The 20,732-nt window shown below is 51.4% G+C and carries 21 protein-coding genes; 13 read left to right on the plus strand and 8 right to left on the minus strand.

Features of this window, described 5'->3' with window-relative positions; translation table 11 throughout:
• From JQC72_RS14485 to JQC72_RS14500, 4 genes are all read left to right on the plus strand, one after another.
• A partial coding sequence (locus JQC72_RS14485) for an alpha/beta fold hydrolase (RefSeq protein ID WP_205496870.1) occupies positions 1 to 948 on the plus strand: 948 nt, incomplete at its 5' end.
• Between the two features lie 3 nt (positions 949 to 951).
• Positions 952 to 1,173, plus strand: coding sequence for an MbtH family protein (locus JQC72_RS14490; protein WP_302104895.1), 222 nt, complete (start codon positions 952 to 954; stop codon positions 1,171 to 1,173).
• Between the two features lie 2 nt (positions 1,174 to 1,175).
• Positions 1,176 to 2,603, plus strand: coding sequence for an MDR family MFS transporter (locus JQC72_RS14495; protein ID WP_205496872.1), 1,428 nt, complete (start codon positions 1,176 to 1,178; stop codon positions 2,601 to 2,603).
• Complete coding sequence (locus tag JQC72_RS14500; protein ID WP_205496874.1) at positions 2,600 to 3,358, plus strand: 4'-phosphopantetheinyl transferase family protein; 759 nt, start codon at positions 2,600 to 2,602, stop codon at positions 3,356 to 3,358. The genes JQC72_RS14495 and JQC72_RS14500 overlap by 4 nt, the downstream gene beginning before the upstream one ends.
• A 768-nt stretch (positions 3,359 to 4,126) precedes the next feature.
• On the opposite strand, the gene JQC72_RS14505 is transcribed toward JQC72_RS14500, so the two are convergent.
• Positions 4,127 to 4,564: a peptidylprolyl isomerase gene (locus JQC72_RS14505; protein ID WP_205496876.1), complete on the minus strand. Its 438-nt coding sequence runs from the start codon at positions 4,562 to 4,564 to the stop codon at positions 4,127 to 4,129.
• A 39-nt stretch (positions 4,565 to 4,603) separates the two neighbouring features.
• Entirely contained in the window at positions 4,604 to 5,677 is a 1,074-nt protein-coding gene (locus JQC72_RS14510; RefSeq protein ID WP_205496878.1) for a cytochrome P450, read from the minus strand.
• A gap of 381 nt (positions 5,678 to 6,058) precedes the next feature.
• Between JQC72_RS14510 and JQC72_RS14515 the strand changes: the two genes are divergently transcribed.
• On the plus strand, positions 6,059 to 6,373 hold the full coding sequence (locus tag JQC72_RS14515) for a hypothetical protein (RefSeq protein WP_205496880.1): 315 nt from the start codon (positions 6,059 to 6,061) through the stop codon (positions 6,371 to 6,373).
• Positions 6,374 to 6,689: 316 nt separating this feature from the next.
• On the opposite strand, the gene JQC72_RS14520 is transcribed toward JQC72_RS14515, so the two are convergent.
• A complete protein-coding gene (locus JQC72_RS14520) occupies positions 6,690 to 8,306 on the minus strand; it encodes a bifunctional metallophosphatase/5'-nucleotidase (RefSeq protein WP_205496883.1) in 1,617 nt (538 codons plus the stop codon).
• A 306-nt stretch (positions 8,307 to 8,612) separates the two neighbouring features.
• Between JQC72_RS14520 and JQC72_RS14525 the strand changes: the two genes are divergently transcribed.
• From JQC72_RS14525 to JQC72_RS14545, 5 genes are all read left to right on the plus strand, one after another.
• Positions 8,613 to 9,158 carry a peroxiredoxin gene (locus JQC72_RS14525; protein ID WP_205496885.1) on the plus strand — a complete coding sequence of 182 codons (546 nt, stop codon included), beginning with the start codon at positions 8,613 to 8,615 and terminating at the stop codon, positions 9,156 to 9,158.
• Between the two features lie 88 nt (positions 9,159 to 9,246).
• Positions 9,247 to 9,690, plus strand: a complete 444-nt coding sequence (locus JQC72_RS14530; RefSeq protein ID WP_205496939.1) for a redoxin domain-containing protein — start codon at positions 9,247 to 9,249, stop codon at positions 9,688 to 9,690.
• A gap of 15 nt (positions 9,691 to 9,705) precedes the next feature.
• Positions 9,706 to 10,092, plus strand: a complete 387-nt coding sequence (gene gcvH, locus JQC72_RS14535) for a glycine cleavage system protein GcvH (RefSeq protein WP_205496886.1) — start codon at positions 9,706 to 9,708, stop codon at positions 10,090 to 10,092.
• A 125-nt stretch (positions 10,093 to 10,217) separates the two neighbouring features.
• Positions 10,218 to 10,451: a DUF2553 family protein gene (locus JQC72_RS14540; RefSeq protein WP_205496888.1), complete on the plus strand. Its 234-nt coding sequence runs from the start codon at positions 10,218 to 10,220 to the stop codon at positions 10,449 to 10,451.
• A gap of 172 nt (positions 10,452 to 10,623) precedes the next feature.
• Positions 10,624 to 11,046, plus strand: coding sequence for a hypothetical protein (locus tag JQC72_RS14545; RefSeq protein ID WP_205496890.1), 423 nt, complete (start codon positions 10,624 to 10,626; stop codon positions 11,044 to 11,046).
• A 70-nt stretch (positions 11,047 to 11,116) separates the two neighbouring features.
• On the opposite strand, the gene JQC72_RS14550 is transcribed toward JQC72_RS14545, so the two are convergent.
• Positions 11,117 to 11,947: an EcsC family protein gene (locus JQC72_RS14550; RefSeq protein ID WP_205496941.1), complete on the minus strand. Its 831-nt coding sequence runs from the start codon at positions 11,945 to 11,947 to the stop codon at positions 11,117 to 11,119.
• A gap of 577 nt (positions 11,948 to 12,524) precedes the next feature.
• Positions 12,525 to 13,223, minus strand: coding sequence for an alpha/beta fold hydrolase (locus JQC72_RS14555; protein WP_205496892.1), 699 nt, complete (start codon positions 13,221 to 13,223; stop codon positions 12,525 to 12,527).
• Between the two features lie 292 nt (positions 13,224 to 13,515).
• Between JQC72_RS14555 and JQC72_RS14560 the strand changes: the two genes are divergently transcribed.
• Positions 13,516 to 14,445 carry a ketopantoate reductase family protein gene (locus JQC72_RS14560; protein WP_205496895.1) on the plus strand — a complete coding sequence of 310 codons (930 nt, stop codon included), beginning with the start codon at positions 13,516 to 13,518 and terminating at the stop codon, positions 14,443 to 14,445.
• Between the two features lie 286 nt (positions 14,446 to 14,731).
• On the opposite strand, the gene JQC72_RS14565 is transcribed toward JQC72_RS14560, so the two are convergent.
• The 3 genes from JQC72_RS14565 to JQC72_RS14575 all read right to left on the minus strand — a co-directional run bounded on the left by JQC72_RS14565 (position 14,732) and on the right by JQC72_RS14575 (position 17,513).
• Complete coding sequence (locus JQC72_RS14565; RefSeq protein ID WP_205496896.1) at positions 14,732 to 15,511, minus strand: alpha/beta fold hydrolase; 780 nt, start codon at positions 15,509 to 15,511, stop codon at positions 14,732 to 14,734.
• Positions 15,512 to 15,927: 416 nt separating this feature from the next.
• The gene (locus tag JQC72_RS14570) at positions 15,928 to 17,133 is read right to left on the minus strand and encodes an MFS transporter (protein WP_205496899.1); all 1,206 of its coding nucleotides are present in this window, start codon (positions 17,131 to 17,133) and stop codon (positions 15,928 to 15,930) included.
• Complete coding sequence (locus tag JQC72_RS14575) at positions 17,130 to 17,513, minus strand: MerR family transcriptional regulator (RefSeq protein ID WP_205496901.1); 384 nt, start codon at positions 17,511 to 17,513, stop codon at positions 17,130 to 17,132. The genes JQC72_RS14570 and JQC72_RS14575 overlap by 4 nt, the downstream gene beginning before the upstream one ends.
• Positions 17,514 to 17,933: 420 nt before the next feature.
• On the opposite strand from JQC72_RS14575, the gene JQC72_RS14580 reads away from it, so the two are divergent.
• On the plus strand, positions 17,934 to 18,917 hold the full coding sequence (locus JQC72_RS14580) for a LacI family DNA-binding transcriptional regulator (RefSeq protein ID WP_205496903.1): 984 nt from the start codon (positions 17,934 to 17,936) through the stop codon (positions 18,915 to 18,917).
• Positions 18,918 to 19,155: 238 nt separating this feature from the next.
• Positions 19,156 to 20,628 (plus strand): sucrose-specific PTS transporter subunit IIBC, encoded by a 1,473-nt coding sequence (locus JQC72_RS14585; RefSeq protein WP_205496904.1) that lies wholly within the window; start codon positions 19,156 to 19,158, stop codon positions 20,626 to 20,628.
• Positions 20,629 to 20,732: the final 104 nt, after the last annotated feature.

Here is a 20,732-nt window from a genome sequence, read left to right on the forward strand (position 1 = left end):
CTGGCCGTCCGTCTGATGAGTCGCATTCGCGACGTGCTTGGGGTCGAACTGGGCATCGGCAGCCTTTTTGAGGCACCCACCGTGGCCGGTCTCGCCGAACGGCTCGAGAGGGGCGTCAGTCAAGGCGCGTTGAACGTGCTGCTGCCGCTCCGCACGCATGGAGAGCGATTACCGCTGTTCTGCGTGCACCCGGCGGGAGGACTCAGTTGGTGCTATGCCGGACTGATGCGGCATTTGGGAGCGGATTATCCGATTTACGGACTGCAGGCACGCGGCATTGCTCAGCGTGAGGAACTTCCGAAGACCCTGGAGGAAATGGCTGCGGATTATATCGACCACATTCGCTCAGTCCAACCCACCGGTCCTTACTGTCTTCTGGGCTGGTCCCTCGGAGGGAATGTCGCGCATGCGATCGCGTGCGAACTTCAGAACCAGGGCGAGCAGGTAGCTCTGCTGGCCATGCTCGACGCTTATCCGAGCCACTTCCTGCCTCTCGGAGAAGCACCCGACGAACAGGAAGCGCTGATCGCCCTGCTCGCTTTGGGCGGTTACGATCCGGAAAGTCTGAAAGATCAACCGTTGCGACTTTCCAGCGTCATGGAGCTGCTGCGCCGCGACGGCAGCGCGTTAGCCAGTCTTGAAGAGTCTGTCATTTTGAATCTGAAGGAGGCCTATGTGAATTCCGTCCGTATTCTGGGGGCCTTTGTACCCAATCGATATCATGGCGATTTGTTGTTTTTCAGATCAACTGTGATACCTGACTGGTTTGATCCGATCTCCCCGGAAACGTGGGCTCCCTATGTTGATGGACGGATTGAACAATATGACATCGCTTGCCGGCATAAGGACATGTGTCAGCCGGGACCGCTTGCCGAGATCGGGCGTATCCTTGCCGCCAAGCTGAACGCCCTGCACCATCCCGCAAAACGGTTGGAGGGAGGAAGATGACTGATGACAAATCCATTCGAGAATGCGGACGGCACCTTCTTTGTGCTGATCAATGACGAGGGCCAGTATTCCCTCTGGCCCGCTTTCGTTCAGGTGCCGGCCGGTTGGACCGTTGTTTATGGGCCGGAGAGTCGCCAAGCATGTCTCGACTACGTCGACTCAAAGTGGACGGACATGCGGCCGAAAAGCATTCGTTCCCTGGCGGGCATTGCTAAAGGGGAGTAAATATGCTGATTTCACCAAACCAAAAGGTCGTTGTCAGTATGTTATATGTGACCGCGATGTTTATGGCTGCCATGGACGCAACGATTGTAAACGTAGCATTGGTGACAATCAGTAAAGAGCTTCGGGTGCCTCCTTCGGCCATGGGAACCGTGAATATCGGATACCTGGTCAGTCTGGCAGCATTTTTGCCGGTCTCAGGCTGGCTGGGTGACCGATTCGGTTCCAAACGCGTGTTTTTGCTTGCGTTCGGTGTGTTCACATTCGCTTCTGCATGGTGCGGCATTGCGGACAATTTGACTGCACTGAACTTGTTTCGCATGCTCCAAGGTGCGGGAGGCGGATTGCTGACGCCCATTGGCATGGCAATATTATTGCGGACATTCCAACCGCATGAACGACTCATCATATCCAGAACGCTCATGATCCCCATTGCGCTGGCGCCCGCAATGGGGCCCATTCTTGGCGGATTTCTTGTGGATTTTGTATCCTGGCGTTGGATTTTCTTTGTCAATCTCCCCGTCGGCATTCTTTGCCTGCTGTTTGGCTCCGTCTTTCTGAAGGAGTACAAGGATGAAAGTCATCAGCGATTTGATTTGCCGGGATTCCTGCTTTCTGCGTCAGGCTTTGCAATGGTGATGTACGCATTAACCCAAGGGTCGGCAAGAGGGTGGGGCTCCCCGGAAATTTTGGGACTGGGTCTGGGAGGAACGCTGTTACTTTCTATCTTTGTCTATATGGAGTTGCGTGTCAGTCAACCGATGCTGAATGTACGGTTGTATTCTGATCGATTGTTCCGAACGATGGGGTTGCATTCGCTGCTCATCGCTGCGGGCTTACAGGGAATGTTATATGTGTTTCCGCTCATGTATCAGGATGCCATTCAGGCATCAGCGCTGGATGCCGGACTCACAACTTTTCCCGAAGCGCTCGGCTTGATGCTTGCATCCCAGTTCGTCCCATGGTTCTACTCAAGGCTGGGGCCGAAGCGAATGATGACAATCGCTTTGATATGTGCCATTGTGCTGTATGTGCTGTTAAGCTTGGTTCAAAAAGATACGAGTCCATGGCTGATCAGGGTTCTGTTGTTTGGTGCCGGTTTTTTCCTGGGAAATGCGGTTGGCGTGGTACAGGCTTCAGCTTTTAACACGATTTCACCATCTTCCATGGGACAGGCATCGACTTTGTTTCATGTTCAGAACCGGTTGGGGGCCGCACTTGGTGTGGCTTTGCTGGCCAGCATACTTTCCGGCATCCGTACTGACACTGCCACACTGTTGGCGTATAAAACCGCGCTGTTGTGTTCCACAGGCTTCCTGTTGGTTGCCTTGTTCTTCGCGCTCCGCATTCGGGATGCCGATGCAGCTGCAACGATGCGCAAACCAACAACTTTGCAGAAATCAAAGGTTCCACTTACGGAGAGTGAAGGATGACAGAGTGGGAGATCATCCATGAAGTGCCCAGACTTGACCATCACATTTGTCAGGTCTGGTGGGCTCGTGTTACAGATCTGCAGCCATGGCACGAGGAGTTGCTGAACGAGGTGGAGCATGGCCGGGCACAAGCGTATCGGAACCCCAGTGACCGTGCACGGTTTATTCTTGGATGTGCATTGAGTCGGCTTGTATTGTCTGCACAGCTGATGGTCGCTCCTCAAGAGGTGCCGCTGGACCGTACCTGCCCAAAATGCGACAAACCGCATGGCCGACCTAGGCTCCCGTCCGGAATGCCGCAACTGTCGGTTTCGCATTCCGGTGATCGAGTTGTTGTTGCCGTTACAACGGCAGCGCCTGTCGGTGTCGATGTTGAGCAAGTCCTTGATTCCTTCGATTTCAAGGAGATCGCAGGAGGGGTGTTGGCAGCGTCGGAGTACGCACAGCTGATGCAGTTGCCGCCAATGGAACAGTTGGACGGATTCTTCACGTATTGGACTCGGAAAGAGTCCGTGCTCAAGGCAACGGGGGACGGCCTGTCCGACCCACTCACCAGCATCACGGTTACCGGTCCTGGCGAGCGTGCCCGTTTGTTGTCTTTCAGAGGACAATCCTGTCTGGTCAATCACACGACCATGATCGATTTGCACCCCGGGCCGGGGTACATTGCGGCTCTTTCCATTTTGAATGATGCTCCTTATGAAGTTCGCGAGTTTGATGGAGCGGGGATCTTGCATTCTGCTTATTTAGAATAAAGATCTCCTCGGGTACGTTTTTCACCCCGAAGTGGTGAAGAGACCTCGTGAAAGTTCACAACGTAAACTTTTCCGGCCGCTTCGGGACAACTTGAAGTTACCTTAGATGGTGTAAGCTACCCGGCCAGGGTAGTTTTTTTGTTTCTCTGTCAACCGGATGATGATAATCCCATTGATCATCGTCCACTATCATTCTCGGGAATGACAAATACAGAAAAAGTCGCCTGAAAGCCCACGGCGCCCATAGGAAGTACCCTTGGGGTATTTCAATCGTGGGATGAAAGGCGGCGTTGCCCGGCATCTCCTTTTGGGAATGGTAAGGGCAACCAATTTGCTGTATAATTGAACGTACGAGCGGTGCTCATCCCACTGGTAGTGGGTTTGTTCCTGTGTACGTCATGGTATGAGGTTCCAGTGGCGAACAAATCTCTCCCACTGGGTAAAACCATGAGAGTGAGGCAAAAAGAACTAGCGTACTGGTAATACCACGGGCACTTCTGTTGGTCGCAGGTACGCCGCCCATGTGGGTACATACGGTAAGAAACGTAGAACCGCATGGGATGGGGTGATGACACACCCCTTAGCTTGAGGGTTGCCCGAAACAGAAATGGACTGAGGGCGTTAACCACTCAAGAATCCCACGGTGACCATAGGGAGTGCCTGTGGTACTTTAGCCGTGTGGAGTGTCAAAAATCATTAGGTTGGAAGCGCCTGATCATTCCCCTGGAGTTCAAATCAAATCCCCCGAATCATATCGGGGGATTGTCGTCATTCTTCCCACACGCGCACTTCTTTCATCCGGTCACCGGGCTTCATGTTTTTGACTGTTTCCAATCCTTCGGTCACTTGCCCGAATACGGTGTGGACACCGTCCAGATGGGGTTGGGCTTCATGGCAGATGAAAAACTGGCTTCCACCGGTGTCTTTCCCGGCATGGGCCATGGAGACGGCGCCGGGAATGTGTTTGTGGGGGTTGCCTTCCGTTTCGCATCGGATGGTGTATCCCGGTCCTCCCATCCCGTTTCCGTACGGACAACCGCCTTGGCTGACGAAACCGGGAATCACGCGGTGAAACGTCAAACCGTCATAAAACCCCTCGTTGGCCAGTTTTTCAAAGTTGGCGACGGTTCCCGGTGCGGCTTCCGGGAACAATTCGATGAGGATTTTCTCGCCGCTTTCCATCGTGATGCTGCCTTTTTTGGCCATGTGTTCACACTCCTCCCGTCACCGATTGTATCACACTCATCATGAAGCAATGGTCAGTTTTTCATATCCATTGAGAAAGATCGTTTTCACAGGCCGGGCTTCCTCAACCTGAATTTGTTCCTTCCGGTTCCAATGGGAAAGGAGCGCCTGCATCGCGATGTGTGCTTCCATTCTCGCCAGCGGTGCCCCCAGACAAAAATGAATTCCTTTGCCAAACGCGAGGTGGGGATTGGGTTTACGGTCCGCTATAAATCGGTCGGGACGGTCGAAAACCTGTTCATCCCGATTGGCGGAAGCGATCCACGCCACCACCGTGTCTCCCGCATGGAGGATCTCCCCGCTCAGCCGAACATCACGGGCAACGGTGCGTGTCACAAACCGAACGGGAGAATGATACCGCAACACCTCTTCGACAAACAGTGGGATGTTCCCGTAGTCTTCCTGTAAACGGCGGTACGTTTCGGGATCTTCGGCCAGAGAGTAGACGGCATTGCCGATCAGGTTGGTCGTCGTGATATGCCCTGCCAGCAACAGCAAGAAACAGATACTGAGAATTTCTTCTTCCGATATCTGTCCACGGGAATGGGAGTCGATCAACAGGGAGATCAGATCGTTTTGCGGCCGTTGTTTTCGTGCGTGGACAATGTCCCGGAAATATTGCTTCATTTCCAGTTGTACATTTCGGATACGCTCTCGCTCGTCCGGTTTGGTTTCATCAGCAAAACGGATGTTGGTGGGATCGTTTTCCATCATGAACAATCGGTCCACCCACTGGCGGAACATCGCCTGATCTTTCGAAGGAACGCCCATCATGTCCGCGATGACCGTCACCGGGAGCGGGTAGGCGAAATCTCTGATCAAGTCGAAAACGGGCGGGGTTTGCGACAGGAGATCCTTGGCAATGGTACGGATGCGGGGTTCCCATTCTCGTAGAAGCGCAGGTGAGAAGGATCGGTTGACGATGGAGCGTAATTGGGTGTGCTGTGGCGGGTCCAGGGAGAGAATGCTGTCGTGGAAGACGGGCTCTTCCTGTTGGCGAGCCGGTTTTGCGAGGAAAAGGTGTGATGATCGTTCAGAACCCGGTTCACGTCTTCGTAACGAAAGACTTCCCAATACCGGTGTTCACGATTGTAGTGAAGAGACGACTCTTTGCGCATACGAGTCCACCAATCTTCCAGCTTCCCTGCAAAACGTGTGGTCATAGACCAATCCCCTTTCCGGTTGATCGGAGTGATCTCGTGTAATTATATATTGAATCGGGATTATTTTCAACAAATATAGCGATATTTGAGCTATTTGTCAGTATATGTTCATTATCTATAATGGATTTTTATATTAAAAATCGGATTTGGATTGAAGCATATAACATGAATCTATTTTAAAACATAGATGAATTTCTATTTGAAATTCATTTGCTTTTCAAAGATAATAAGAATCTAGATACAATTTTCTACAGGAAAGGATGCGTTTCAAGAAATGAAGGGGCTCCGGAGAATGAAAGGTCTTGCCATCATTTTTGCTCTTACCGTGTTGACCACCGGCTGTTCGGATTTTGAAGGGACATGGAAGCTCGTCAATACCGGCGAATCCGGTTGCGCAGACAAACTCACCTTTTACGATGACGAAGAAACGCTGGTCTGGGAGGAAGATGGTTCGGATACAATCACGACCACCATTAAAAACCTTGAAGGTGATCAATATAAATTGCAAGCCGGCTTTATGTCCCTGGTGGTGGAACTGAAAGAAGAGGATGATATGTTGATCATGAAAGTCGATGACGACGAATGCCGTTATGTTGAGGCAGAATAGTATGTGATTGGTCATTCCGCAACGAGGCGATGGTTTTCGAGCGTTGGATCTAAGCTTGACCCATCAACGATTCGGGTATACAGGAGGAAGATCACGGGCAATTGTTCTCTAAGCGACGTTTTCCCGCATCCTGCACTCTCCGGTTCGGAGCGGTCTTGTTCTGTTTCTTATCAGGGCACAGGTGGAGCGAGCCGGGAAGGCAACACAGGCAATATTGATCAGGCACACCCCAATCTTATGTACAAAACCCACCGACATGTGAATCGGTGGGTTTTGTCTGACGGAATCAACCGGTTCTTTTCACGAGTCGGGTGCTTCACTGCCCCGCGAGTTGAATGCGCCCTTCGATTTGGGCGGAGAAAGGTTGCGGCAATTGTTTGATGTACTCGATCAATGCGTCCAGATCGACCGGTCCGACTACTTTGTCGGTCGGTTCCTGGAAGACGGTGAATCCGTCTCCGCCGCCGGCCAAAAAGCTGTTGGCGGTCACGGTGTAACGGCCGTCTGGTGTGATCGGGGTGCCGTCCGTTTTTTTCAGATTTGTGATCCGGTCACCGACGGGACGGGAGGGGTCCCATGTGTAGGTAAAGCCGGAGATTTGCAGGATCTTGGCGCGGTCTCCCTGCCATTGCTGTTCCAACACCCGCTTCAGCTGATCGCCGGTCATGGTCATTTTGACCAAGTCGTTGCTGAACGGTTGTACATTGTACAACTCACCCCAAGTGACTTCGCCCGCTTCGATGTCGGCCCGGATCCCGCCTGGATTCATCAGCGCGAAATCCGTTTCCATTTTCCAGCGTTGCGCATCGGCAATGAGGTTTCCCAGTGCAGACTCGCCCGCGGCGTTTCCCTCCTTGCTCAATGTCAGTGCGGCTGTTCCGATTGTCTGGTTGACGATGGGTGCCACTTTTTCTTCATAATACTGGATCAGATCCCGGATTTCCGGATCGGGTTGCACGTTGTCCTGATAGGTGGTGATGATTTCTCCTTTTTTCGCCACGATGTCTTTGGTCCGCTTGTCGATTACGACATCCACATCGGAAAACGCCGTTCCGTAACTGTAGGACTGCACGATTAACTTGCCGTCAACCGTGCCGTTGAGATAGCTGTGACTGTGCCCGGCGAAAATCACGTCCACATCGTCATCCGCCTTGTTGGCGATATCTGCGATGGGGCCGGTGATCTGGCCGGTTTTGGCGTCTTGGAACCCCCCTTCATGCGCCAGCACCACGATGGCATGAACGCCTTTCTTTTTCAGCTTGGCAGCCTCCCGGTTGATCGCTTCCGCTTCATCGGTGAACAAGACACCTTTGACACCGGAGGGCGTCACAATGGACGGGGTCGTCTTGGTCACTACGCCGATGAACCCGATCGGTACGCCGTTCACCCTCTTGATGAGCGAGGGGGGCAGAATCGGTCGCTTGGTTTTTTCATCGACGACATTGGCGCAGATATAGGGAAAATCGGCTCCTTCAAAATAACCCGTCTTCTCGTGATACCCCCCGTAAATCAACCGCATCATCTCGTTGACGCCTTCATCGAACTCATGGTTGCCTACCGTTCCGACATCAAATTTCAGCTTGTTCAACATTTCAATGGTTGGTTCATCCTGCATCAAAGCCGAGACGGGCGCGCTCGCTCCGGCCATGTCGCCCGCATGTACCAGCAGGGTGTTCGGGTTTTGTGCCTCCCGCTCGCGCAAATAAGCGGCCAACACATCCCCGCGTCCCGCCGGTTTGCCGTTCACGTTGCGTGTCACGTTGAGCTGGCCGTGAAAATCGTTGATCCCCAACAATTGCACGTTCATCAAAAACGGTTGGGGATGTGCCTCGGGCGACAGATCCGCTGCCGTCAGCAGCGGCGCACATGTGAGTACGGCACAGGCCAAAAGTGCCCCGGTCCATCGCTGCAAACGGAAGCTTCGTTTTTTCATGAGTGAATCCCCTCTCCCTGTGATCTGTCGTTATCGATTTGAATGGTATCAAATGGGTATGAATACGCGGTCAACCCATCGTAAAGATTTGGACAATCATGGCAAAAAACCCTTCATCGTTTGATAACCGTTCCCAAATTATACTTAATATAAATTAGTATTGACTTTAAATAAGGGTCGTGGTATGGTTATAAACGTCGGGGGTACACGAGCCATGTTTACATACGATAAGCGATGGGTAAATTAAACATGGCTCTGGAACAAAACCCCTCAATTATCTCAAATACAAAAAGGAGGAAGGGACACATGGCAACTCGTCTTGTGGGACTGCCGGCTCCGGATTTTGAAATGGAAAGCACCAAAAATCTGGAGACGCTGGACGAAAAGGTGAAGCTCTCCGATTACAAAGGAAAATGGCTGGTGCTGTTCTTCTGGCCGCTGGACTTCACCTTCGTTTGCCCGACGGAAATCACTGCGATGAGCGATCGTTATGAAGAATTCAAAGACTTGGGAGCTGAAGTGCTGGGCGTCAGCACGGACAGCAAATACTCCCACCGTGCTTGGATCAAAACGCCGCGTGAAGAAAACGGTCTGGGCGAAGTCAAATTCCCGCTGGCTTCGGACTTCACCAAAAAAGTGGCCCGGGACTACGGCGTTTTGATCGAAGAAGAAGGCGTGGCCCTGCGCGGTCTGTTCATCATCGATCCGGAAGGCATCGTGCGTTACCAAGTGGTGCACGACTTGAACATCGGTCGCAGTGTGGATGAAACCCTGCGGGTACTGCAAGCCCTGCAAACCGGCGGGTTGTGCCCCTCCGACTGGAAACCGGGACAAAAAACCCTGAACGTTTAATCAAACATCTGTGAAAAGGGCCTAACGCGTCTGCCGTTAGGTCCTTTCTTCCACCAAACGCTAGAAGGAGGTTTGATGTGCGATGGCCATGCGTCTGAGAACGCCAATGCCCGAGCTCAAAGGGGTCACCGAGTGGGTGAACGGCGAAGTCTCCAAGGAAGATCTTCAAGGCAAGCCGGTGCTCATTCACTTTTGGTCCATCAGTTGTGGCATGTGCAAGGCCAGCCTGCCGCAAGTGAATGAAATTCGGGAAAAATACAAGGACAAAGGACTGCAAGTGATCGGTGTCCACATGCCGCGATCCGAAAAAGACACGGAAATCGGCCCGGTCAAAGAGACGATCGAAAAATACGAATTGAAGCATCCCCAAGCAATCGACAATGAACACAACGTGGTGGACGCATTTGAAAACGAATTTGTACCGGCGTTCTACCTGTTTGATCAAGAAGGCGTATTGCGTCACCGCTCGGCCGGTGAAAAAGCGCTCAACCTGTTGCAAAACCCGTTGAATCGCATTTTGGGCGAAGAATAATGCGGAGGGATCAGGATGAATCTGCCGAAAGAATTGCGGTACAGCGAAGAGCACGAGTGGGTCAAAGAAGAGGGCGACAACAAGGTACGCGTCGGGATCACCGATTTCGCCCAATCGGAATTGGGTGATATTGTGTTTGTGGAGCTGCCCGAAGCAGGTACCGAAGTGACGGCAGGCGAGCCGTTCGGCAGTGTGGAATCCGTCAAGACGGTGTCGGAGTTGTATGCACCGGTCAGCGGAAAAGTGGTGGAAGTGAACGGTGAATTGGAAGATTCGCCGGAAAAAGTGAACGAGTCCCCGTACGGTGACGGGTGGATGATTGTCGTGGAAATGTCTGATCCGTCCGATCTTGACAAACTGTTGAGTGCGGAAAAATATGAGGAATTGGTGAATGAAGATTAAACATTCTGATAAAATAAAGTATAATATATGATAATCGGTGCGTGAAGGTCCTCGGTAAAAGATTTTGCTGGTCGGACCTTCCGCATCCCCTCATGCCAGGTACGCTTGAAGGAGGGATGACCGAGATGTCTTCAAACACCAAATACCGTGTCAACATCACGCGGAAAGTGACCGGACGGATGGGCGATGGCGAAATGGTGCTGTATTACAACAAGAAGCCGATCGGAAAGATCGACTTGCGCAACATGGACATGGAAGTGGTAGATGGGTTTGAGGTGGAGGAGAACTCCATTTACGCCGTAGGCGATCATTTCCCCGATGAACATTATACGCAGAGCTGTGATATGGGATGGTGCTGATCCCATGAGAACCGTATAGCACCCCTGTTCGCTATGCGGTTTTTTTTTCATCAGGTTTGGCTGTTCTCCTCATGTGGTACAATATTAACAATAACAAAACAAACGCATTTTGAAAAGCGGCCGTGCTTCTTTTTTGACAGAAAGAGACAGGATCGAAGGAGGCGGAGGAGCCATGGGTTTTTGCTGTGGCGCTTCGATGATCGGAACAATCGGATCATTGCGTCAGGGACCGACACGGGTGCATAACGTACCGCTGTTTTATTGTCCGGTCTGTCACCAGGTTGAGGTGCATCACGCGGTCCGCGACGAGTTTGAACTGCTGATGGAATACGCTCTGGAAGACGGAGCGCGCGAAGTAAATCTCAATGAATATCTGGACCCTCAAAAGGTGCAGGAGTGGAAAGAACACTGCACCAGCTTTGAAGAGGATAACCCGGAAACGGTGTTGCGGGAACAGATCGACATGGCGTTGGATTTGTCACGTGTAGCCAAGGCGCTCAAAGACGAAGAATGGGAAGAACAGTTGAACAACAGGCTCCGTGTGCTCAGCCGCCGTTTGATCCGTTTCCAGCAGCAACGCGCCGAGAATAAATAAGCGAGTAACCCTGCCGAGTGACCGGCAGGGTTTTTGTATGCGGAAAAACGTGCATGAAATATTGTCCGGCTTACGAATGGCCGGAAGGCAGCGTTTGTTTCATCTTTTCGTGAATCCGGCGTTTGCGGTAAAACTGTTTACCGGCCTCCGCCACGTCTTGCAACATGGTTCGGTTCCAGATTGCGCCGAAAAAGACGCCGATGACCGGTACGAGTTGGAACAGCTTTTTCCATCCCCAGGTGTCACGATAGCTTTCGAACACTTCGCGCCAACCCTGCAGTTCTGAGATTATATGCCGCTCCCGTTGGGGATCGGGCGGTTGATGGAAAACGGCCAACTGTTCGATAATCGCTTGTTTGCCTACGTAGTCGGAGCAGGAAAATTGCATGCACTTGACGATGAATGCCCGTTCTCGCGGGTCTTTGGGATCATATCCGTATACGATGGCGATTTCCTGCAGGATTTTGAGCGACAGACCCAACACGGCCGGAATGTCCAGCGCCAGTGTGAATACGCCACCGAATCCCGTGGTCGCCCCCTGTACGGTGGCGACCCCGACATGAGTTTCAATCATGTCATCGGCCAACTCGTCCATGACATTCAGCGGGGCCTCCGCCATTTGCGCGGGCGTGTAAGGAGGACGGAGCTGTGGCCATTTTTGGGCACACTTTTGGTAGACGCGCTGTTCCAGAATGAGATAGCGGCCACCTGTCATCAAAAAGTTGCCCAATTCGTTCAACGCTTGTTCGATTTTGTCGTGAACGGCGCGTGGTGTGATTTTGTCCAATACAGCGAAAGGGATTCTGCCGAGTTTCTCCCAAATCCAGAGATCTTTTTGCTCCTGTTCCCATTTTTCGATGTGAGCCAGTTCCTGCTGGAGGAATTCTCTGCTCTCATGCATCATGTTGTCCACCGCCTTGCTCGGATGGGATGACACGTCAGTATTGTACCGGACTTCATTTGGTATGTAACGATTTCGGTCAAAGATTGAAAGATGATGGACGGATGGAAGCGCCATTTGCATGATTTTTTCAGTATCCGGGCGGAAGTGCAGATTGAAATGGAAGACGAAAAATTGCCTAAAACTGAAAGAAGCGGCGTATTTCTAGCAGGTTTCACCTGTGACAATCCGCTGCCGGTTTCGAACGGGAAAACTTCCCGGAGTCGAAGTTTCCAATATGTGGCGTGTGCGCAAAAGTGATTGGAAAAAAATGATTTATGATGTGGATCAACCTTGGCATGAACAAACGAAATAATGGATGATTTGTACGGAAGTCGTCTTAACATGGATTCGGGTGGCTTTTTCCCCTTTTTGTTCTTCGGTTAGCCCAAAGGCGGTCCGTTGGAAAAAGGCCAGCTTTCCTATGTCTACCAATGATCCAACATGCCTTACAACCTGTACATTGGAGAGGGCCATTCCGCTCAACCGATGCCATCAGAAAGGAACCGTAGCGATCATCGGCAACTGTCGTATCACTTTATCTCCCCGACCAATTTGTGATGAATGCTTCGATCTGTTCCGCCGTTTTATCCGCATCCACCAACAGATGAAAATGATTGCCCTCAAGATGCCGGCATGGCCAGCCTTGTTGCTCCGCCTTGGCTGCCATGCTTCGGTAGGTCTCGCTGAAGCGAAGGTAGGCACACGGTGCGTCAGGCCAGGACGGGGGTACCGGGATTTTCTCTTCGTAAACGGCCAATGGAGTCGGTTGCAATTCCGCTGCAAATGCGCGACGGATGTCGGGGTCCGGGATGGCTTCCTGCAAATCTTCTTCCGTCCATGCGGGAAGTAAACCATCCGTCGCCGCTTCGCGAAAGGCTTTTGCTTCATCCGAAGTGTCAAACAGATCCAATCGACTTTTTCCGTCATCAGGAATCATGGCATCCACCCAAATGTAACCCGTGACCCGTCCTTCCAACGCCCGGCCGAGCATGGGAAGCAGTACGCCCGCTCCGCTGTGGGCCACCAAAACAACCGGAGAGGCGGGAGCGGCAGAGAGATGTTTCACCACCAACTCGACGTGATATTCCCAAAAGAACCGGACATGATCCGGTTTTTGGTTGTGCAGGCGGGGAACGGTCGTCTGCCATCCTCTTTTTCTCAGTCTTTCGGCCACCGGCATCCAGGAGAAAGGTCCGACCAGTGGACTATGAATCAGTGTGACGAGCAAAGTCATCCTCCTTTCCTGTCAGGGCGTGTCCTGTTCAATGGGTTGCTCGTCTCTCCACCTGCGCCCTGAGAGAAAGCTCCGCCCCGGAAGAATACGGGTAAATACGGCTGCAATTGGAGGGAATTGCCCGCAATTTCATTCCTGCGCTTCCCGGTCTTCTCGGCCTGACTCGGTCAGTCGCTCACTCTTCTGGTTATTGCCGGACACGCCCCGGACAGTCGTCTTTCTTTTCCGATATCTTGTGGTAGAATGGCGTTTGAGAAAACACCAAGTATTCCACACAAGGGAGGGGCGCACCATGCGCTTTTTGTTTGTCGGTGCAGGCGCCGTCGGCGGATATTTCGGCGGTCGGCTGTCGGAGAAAGGAGCCGATGTCACCTTTTTGGTACGGGAAAGAAGAAAGCGTCAACTACAAGAACGTGGATTAACCATCCGAAGTATACACGGGGATTTCCATACGCAGCCAAAATTGATCACCGCAGGTGAGAAAGCGGAGCCGTTTGATTGCATCGTGCTTTCGGTTAAAGCGTATCATTTGGACACGGTGTTGGATTCCATTGCGCCGTATGTAGACGAACGGACGGTCATCCTGCCCTTACTCAACGGCATTGCCCATATCGAGGCATTGTTTGACCGCTTTGGACGGGAACGGGTATTGGGCGGGCTTTGTTTCATCGAAACCACGTTGAACGAACAGGGAGAAGTGGAGCAATACAGCCCGCGTCACGATATCGTGTTCGGGGAATGGAATGGGCGCGTGTCGGAGCGCGTGAAAGCGATGCTTCGTGAGATGGAAGGTTCCAAAATGCAGGTACGGGTCAGCGATCATATCGTACAGGAAATGTGGAACAAATATGCGTTTATCGCCACCTTTAGCGGGATGACGGCACTGATGCGCACCACGGTGGGGGGAGTGACGGCAGCACCGTTCGGAAAAGAGTTGTTTCGCAGGCTGTTGAACGAAGTGGTCTCGGTAGCCCGGTCGATCGAACCGTCGTTGCCGGAGGAGATGGAGGAGAAAATATGGCGGGTGATTGAGGCGCAGGGACCCCAGATGAAGTCTTCGTTGTCAAGGGACATCGAAAAGGGGTTGCCCACCGAGACGGACCATCTGCATGGTTACTTGATTCGGAATGCCCCCGCCGATCTGGATCTTCCGTTGTTGAAAACCGTGTATAGTCACGTCAAAGCATACGAAGCCGACCGGGAAAAAACGCTCGCTCGGTGAGTGGAGAAAGGGCGGTATCAAAGGAGAATAACGTCAAATATGATTCTCTGCTCAATTGCGAGCACATTGGTTGCTTGGAAGGGACGATGACCCGGGTAAGCTGGGTCATCGTCCTTTTTTGTGTAGGACATATACCACTACGAAAACCCGATCTCAATGTTCGTTTGGGTTTCGGATATTCCTTAGGTGACGGAGAGAGCGGGGGCCGAGGTAAGTACCGGAACAAGCTCAAGCTAGTGCCGGTATCACAGTTATTTGAACGAATCCCAAAGTTCTGTTCAGTATCTTAACTTAATTCATTTTTGAGAACTTCATAGAATCTGTCTCTTGCCGTTCGTTCGATCCAAGGGACATGCCCGCAGTTCTTCAATAGAATGAATCGAAAGTCTTCAATCATTTGAGATAAAGGTTGTTTGATTCCTTCATAAGGATGCGGGTCGTAGTCACCATGGATTGCGATTACCGGACATTGTATTCGTTTGCCCAGTTCCAGAAGCTTTCCACTGCGTCTTAATTGACTGGCTTCTGTCCATACGTTTTGAAAGATATCGGGTTGAACCTCCGTTTCTTCGCCAATGGAAGGCAAAGGATCAAAAGAATCAGCTTTGGATAGGAGCTTTCCAAATTGAGATAAGGCTGCCTTGTTGTCTTGCCCGGGGTCAAGTAAGGCTTTACCCAAAGCATGTGCTTTTAACCTTTCTTCTTCGTTCAATCTGCTTAACCGCGTTGCCATGATTTTCGAAGCGTATTTTTCTTCGAAGGGACCACTTCCAATCAGTATCAATTTTTCAATCAACGAAGGATAGCGCGCAGCAAAAATAAAGCTTAACCAAGCTCCCCATGAATGACCAATCAATGTGACGGGAAGGTCTCCATGTTTTTTTAAGAGAGTCAGCAATTCTTGCACTTGTCCTTCAATGGATGCAGATGTTTGCAACGGTTCCAAAGTGCCTGAAATATGGGAGATTTCCTTTGCTACCGGTGCCATTTCTCCCGGGGCACCGGGCCCGCCATGAATGAGTGCCACAGTGAAAGGGGGATTTCCATATTTTCTTATATTCTTCAAGTTCAAGACTCCCATTCATAAATCGTAATGACCATCTTCGTGACCTTGAGGCAAAACGGACACCCCCGATTTGACTGATGTTTTCCCCCATCCCCCCTCATAAGCCGGTGGCTGATCGTGACATGCTCCGCACGGCTAAAGCACCGGAGGCCTTCTCGCTTCATCTGGCGTGGCAACCCACATCCATCCACGATGGCTTCGTCCAAGCGTGGGTGATGTTATGTTTCACGAGTCTTAGCTCGCATCGTCGTTTTCAGCGTTTTCGCACTTCCCGGCTTGATGGTACCAAAATTCGGCGGACTTGCGAGAGCGGATGCCCTCCCGCGTCCGACGCTCGCTTTCATCTCAATCCTCATTAACATCATTCTTGACCTCGCCTGTCGAATTCCTCTTTGCTTCACCTTTTTGTTTGTCCATCACACGGATTCTCTCTGATCCTTCTCCCGGTGTACGGGAGACAGTCGGACACTGATCATCAGCAGGGCCAAAGAGATCAACTGCAAGGCACTGCTGGCCCACCCCAGATCGGGCAGAGTGCCGTACTGAAGCACCATGCCACCGAGGGCGGAACCGCCGCTGATCCCCACAAAGAGAAAGGAGGCGTTTAAAGACAGTACCACTTGCGAGGATTGCGGTGCCAATTTGATCAAATGTTGTTGAAAAGCGGGGTTGAGCGCCCAACTGGCGATTCCCCACAAGATCATGGCCGTCACCGACAATGGGATCGTGAGCGTTGAAGAGGGAATCATCAGCAGAAGGGCGAACATCGCCAGCGTCAGGAATTTGGTGATGATCGTAGCGACGTAAGTGGGAATAGCTCCGATGCGATCCGTGAGATATCCACCCACGCCCACGCCGATCACGCAAGCAACCCCGAAGATCGCCAACATCACGCTGATGCCCGTATCTCCCCATCCGCCGACCGCGCGGAGCACCGGATTGATGTAGGTATGCAGGGCAAAACTTCCAATCGTTACACCCAATCCGGAAATCAGGAAACTGAGTACGGAGAGTTGGGTGATCGGTGAAAGCCTGTCTTTCAATGGGATGACTTTCGTCTGATCCAAGTGGGGCAGCAGGCGCTGAATACCAAAGGTGGCGATGAAGCCGGCGGCGGCGACGATTGCAAACGCGATTCTCCAGCCGAAGGTGTTTCCCAGCCATGTCCCGATGGGCACACCGAGGGTGATGGCGACCGTCAGACCTGAGGAAATCATGGAGATGGCGCGTCCCTGTTCCTCTTTCGGGGCGACCTGTGCGGCGACCGAAGTGGAAAGGGGCGTGTACAATGCCGCTCCCAACGCAGTAATGACGCGTGAAAACATCAACCATCCGAAATCTGGCGCCATGACGGAGAGGACATTCCCGAACGTAAAGACCGACAATGTCCAGACAAGAACCCGCTTGGGTGGAACGGAGGCGGTGACGGTGGCCAGGATGGGTGCCGCCAGGGCCACCACCAGTGCAAAAACCGTCACCAGTTGCCCGGCAGTCGCGTAAGAGACGTCGAGATCCCGGACAATGGCGGATGTGATCCCGGCGATGAGAAACCCGTTGGTTCCGATTGCGAATGTGCCCAGTGTGAGAATCAAAAGGCGGGAATGGTGGATACGGCGGCTCAACCGTTTTCCTCTCCTTTCCATGTTGATCGTTTCAGATTGATCTTTTTCCAATGGTTCAACAGCGATTCAATGCGTTGTTCCGCTTTTCGGAGCAGAGACAATTGTTCCCTCACATCAGCCAGTTTCTGCTCGTAAAAGCGGATGGCTCGTTCCGCACATGAATGATCAGCGGCCGGACAGCGGATAAATTGGGCGATTTCATCCGTGGTCGCACCCATCTCCAGATAAAATTGGATCATGCGGACTCTTTCCACATCCGACTCCTCATATACCCGGTAACCGTTCGGGAGGCGTTTGGGAGAAATCAGTCCCTTTTTTTCGTAATAACGAAGAGAACGCAAGCTGACGCCCGTTTGTTCGGACAAGTCACCGATTCGCACGTGTCTCACCCCTTTGGCGGAACATTGTAGACCATGACATCGTGTCAGGGTCAATACCATCGGAAAAATAAATAATCCGGTCTTGGTCACGATTCGTGGATAGTCGGCAACGAGGCATGTGTCTTCCTCGGGTTTTTGGCTGGCGAACTAACACGGCCCAACATTTCGGCTCCAATTCTCGGTGTCGTGGTGAGGATGGACGATTTGTAGATGCTGGGCTAAAAAGTATGAATGATGGTGATAAACGGTCAAGGGTGACCGAATATAGCCAGACGGGGAATGGTTCGAAAGGGACACATTGATTTGTCATTCTGCGGCCAATTGGGTTGCTTGACTTTTGCCGTGAGGAAAAGATAGCATTCTAGAATGAAGATTTCATTTGTATTTTTTGTGGGTTGGTCATGAGAGGAAGAGGAAGCGATGAAGAAAAACATAGATGACATTGCGGCTTTGGCCGGTGTGGCCAAGAGTACGGTTTCCCGCTATTTGAATGGAGGTTATGTGAGTGAGGCGACAAAACGGAAAATCAAAAAAGTAATTGAGGAGACCAACTACGAACCCAACGCGTTTGCACAAAGCCTGAAAGCGAAAAAGACGAATTTCATCGGCGTAATTGCCCCGAGGCTTGATTCCTATGCCACATCCAAAACCCTGATCGGGATCGATGAGGAACTGAAACGACAAAATCACAATCTGTTTATCGCCAATACCGGACAGAATGTGGAGCGGGAATGGGAGTATCTCTATTCGTTTGCGAAACAAAAAGTGGCAGGCATCATTTTGATCGCGACGGAGATGACGGAAAAACATGAGGAGATCATCAAGAACATCCAGCTGCCGGTGTTGATTGTGGGACAGCAAAGCGAAAGTTTTCATAGCTTGATCCATGATGATTATCAAGCGGGATGGGTGATTGGCAACTACGTAAAGGAAAAAGGGCATAAGCGAATCGCTTATTTGGGCGTGACGGAAAGAGACATCGCCGTTGGCGTAAAACGGAAAAAGGGGTTCAGCCAAGCCGTTGGACGGGGGAAACCCGTCGAAGTCCGTTATTATGAGACCAGTTTCTCAATGGAGGAAGCGATCGAAAAAGCCAAACAAATCTTGGATGAGTATCATCCGACGGTTATCGTGTGCGCCACGGACAATATCGCCTTTGGTGCAATGAAAGCCATTTCGCTGAAGGGATTGTCGATTCCGGGAGATGTGTCGGTGACGGGTTTTGGTGGATACAATATATCCAGAGTAATTCATCCCAGCCTGACGACAATTCGCTTTGCATACAAGCAGACAGGCGAGATGGCGGCGGCCAGCATCATCAAAATGATTAACGGGGGAGATGTCCCCCGGTTGCAAGTTTCACATTTCAACTTTGATGAAGGGGATAGTGTGCGAACTTTGTAAGGGAGGGAAGCTTTTTCCGTTCCGTAGATGGCGAGCGGATGAAAGCTTCCTTTTTCCATACTTTAAAACACTGCAATGGGGGAAGGATCATGCTTTGTAAGCGTTGACATGTTATGCCGCCATCCCTATAATGAGGATAAGGAACCGGTTCCACAATCATGATTTCTGAAATGAATGATATTCATAATTTATTAACCATTTGTGGAACCGGTTCCACAACCGGAAGGAGGGGAGATATATGACGGAAGTAAAAACGGACAAAGATTATCAGCAAATCGCCAAAGAAATATTGGCTTGCCTTGGCGGAAAAGAGAATATCGAAGGGGCGGCCCATTGTGCCACCCGTTTGCGCCTCGCTTTAAAAGATGAAAGCAAGGTGAATCAGAAACAATTGAAAAGCATGGATGTGGTGAAAGGAACGTTTTCAACGGGAGGGCAATTCCAGATCATTATCGGGTCCGGCACGGTAAATGAAGTATATAAGGAATTTGCCGTACTGGCGGAAATAAAGGAAATGTCCACTATCGAGGTAAAGAATGCCGGAGCGCGCAAATTGAATCCGTTGCAACGGTTCGTCAAGATGCTTTCGGACATCTTCGTTCCCATTATTCCGGCCATCGTTGCCGGGGGATTGTTGATGGGCATCAATAATTTGCTGACCTCCAAAGGCTTGTTTTTTGCCGGTAAGTCATTGATTGAGCAATATCCCGGCATTGCGGATTTGGCAGCGATGATCAACACATTCGCAAACGCCGCCTTTGTCTTTTTGCCTATCCTGATCGGCTTTTCGGCCACGAAGAAATTTGGCGGCAACCCTTATTTAGGGGCGGCGCTTGGCATGTTGATGGTTCATCCCGATTTGTTGAATGGATGGGGATATGGAGAAGCGTTGGCAAAAGGGCAAATCCCGGCCTGGCACATTTTCGGTTTTTCGATAGAAAAGGTTGGGTATCAGGGAACGGTGTTGCCCATCTTGGTGTCTTCCTATATCTTGGCGAAAATCGAGCAAACGCTTAGAAGGATTATCCCTTCTGCATTGGATAATTTGTTGACCCCCTTATTGTCCATTTTTATCACCGGCCTGTTGACGTTTGTCCTGGTGGGACCCATTACGCGTTCAGCCGGGAATTTGTTGACGGACGGCCTTGTTTTCTTGTATGACACGGCCGGATTTGGCGGGGCCATTTTTGGGCTGTTGTATGCGCCGTTTGTGATTACCGGAATGCATCACAGCTTTATCGCGGTGGAAACGCAGTTATTGGCCAATATCCCGAAAACAGGTGGCTCTTTCATCTTTCCGATCGCCGCGATGTCCAATGTGGCTCAGGGGGCGGCCGCTTTGGCGGTCATCTTTGCCTCAAGGAACGTAAAGATGAAAAGCATCGCATCTGCTTCCGGAATTTCTGCCCTGTTGGGGATCACGGAACCGGCGATGTTTGGGATCAATCTCAAGCTCAGATATCCATTCATTGCTGCCATTAACGGGTCGGCGCTGGGCAGTGCCTATGTGGCCTTCAATCAAGTGAAGTCGGTTGCGCTTGGAGCCGCGGGGTTGCCGGGCATTATCTCCATCCGGACCGATTGCATTATCCATTACATCACCGGGATGGCAATCAGCATGCTTGCGACGTTTGCGCTCACGCTCATGTTGGCAAAGCGATTTGAACAATCGCAACGGGATGAAACGGTATCTGATACGGGAGTGGCATAAGAAAATGGATCGATTCCTCTGGATGGACGAACTAAAACAAGGCGATTTTTGAAACGGAGTGGCTTACAAAAATCTCCTCAGGTCTTTTCATCAACCTCTGGGAG

The sequence above is a fragment of the Polycladomyces zharkentensis genome (assembly GCF_016938855.1).
Classification (GTDB): domain Bacteria; phylum Bacillota; class Bacilli; order Thermoactinomycetales; family JIR-001; genus Polycladomyces; species Polycladomyces zharkentensis.

Coding starts and splice junctions, on each gene's coding strand:
- JQC72_RS14550 (WP_205496941.1), bottom strand. CDS start 11,947: ATGCATGAGAGCAGAGAATTCCTCCAGCAGGAACTGGCTCACATCGAA.
- JQC72_RS14500 (WP_205496874.1), top strand. CDS start 2,600: ATGACAGAGTGGGAGATCATCCATGAAGTGCCCAGACTTGACCATCAC.
- JQC72_RS14540 (WP_205496888.1), top strand. CDS start 10,218: ATGTCTTCAAACACCAAATACCGTGTCAACATCACGCGGAAAGTGACC.
- JQC72_RS14515 (WP_205496880.1), top strand. CDS start 6,059: ATGAAAGGTCTTGCCATCATTTTTGCTCTTACCGTGTTGACCACCGGC.
- JQC72_RS14555 (WP_205496892.1), bottom strand. CDS start 13,223: ATGACTTTGCTCGTCACACTGATTCATAGTCCACTGGTCGGACCTTTC.
- JQC72_RS14585 (WP_205496904.1), top strand. CDS start 19,156: ATGACGGAAGTAAAAACGGACAAAGATTATCAGCAAATCGCCAAAGAA.
- JQC72_RS14525 (WP_205496885.1), top strand. CDS start 8,613: ATGGCAACTCGTCTTGTGGGACTGCCGGCTCCGGATTTTGAAATGGAA.
- JQC72_RS14495 (WP_205496872.1), top strand. CDS start 1,176: ATGCTGATTTCACCAAACCAAAAGGTCGTTGTCAGTATGTTATATGTG.
- JQC72_RS14490 (WP_302104895.1), top strand. CDS start 952: ATGACAAATCCATTCGAGAATGCGGACGGCACCTTCTTTGTGCTGATC.
- JQC72_RS14580 (WP_205496903.1), top strand. CDS start 17,934: ATGAAGAAAAACATAGATGACATTGCGGCTTTGGCCGGTGTGGCCAAG.
- gcvH (WP_205496886.1), top strand. CDS start 9,706: ATGAATCTGCCGAAAGAATTGCGGTACAGCGAAGAGCACGAGTGGGTC.
- JQC72_RS14530 (WP_205496939.1), top strand. CDS start 9,247: ATGCGTCTGAGAACGCCAATGCCCGAGCTCAAAGGGGTCACCGAGTGG.
- JQC72_RS14560 (WP_205496895.1), top strand. CDS start 13,516: ATGCGCTTTTTGTTTGTCGGTGCAGGCGCCGTCGGCGGATATTTCGGC.
- JQC72_RS14505 (WP_205496876.1), bottom strand. CDS start 4,564: ATGGCCAAAAAAGGCAGCATCACGATGGAAAGCGGCGAGAAAATCCTC.
- JQC72_RS14520 (WP_205496883.1), bottom strand. CDS start 8,306: ATGAAAAAACGAAGCTTCCGTTTGCAGCGATGGACCGGGGCACTTTTG.
- JQC72_RS14545 (WP_205496890.1), top strand. CDS start 10,624: ATGGGTTTTTGCTGTGGCGCTTCGATGATCGGAACAATCGGATCATTG.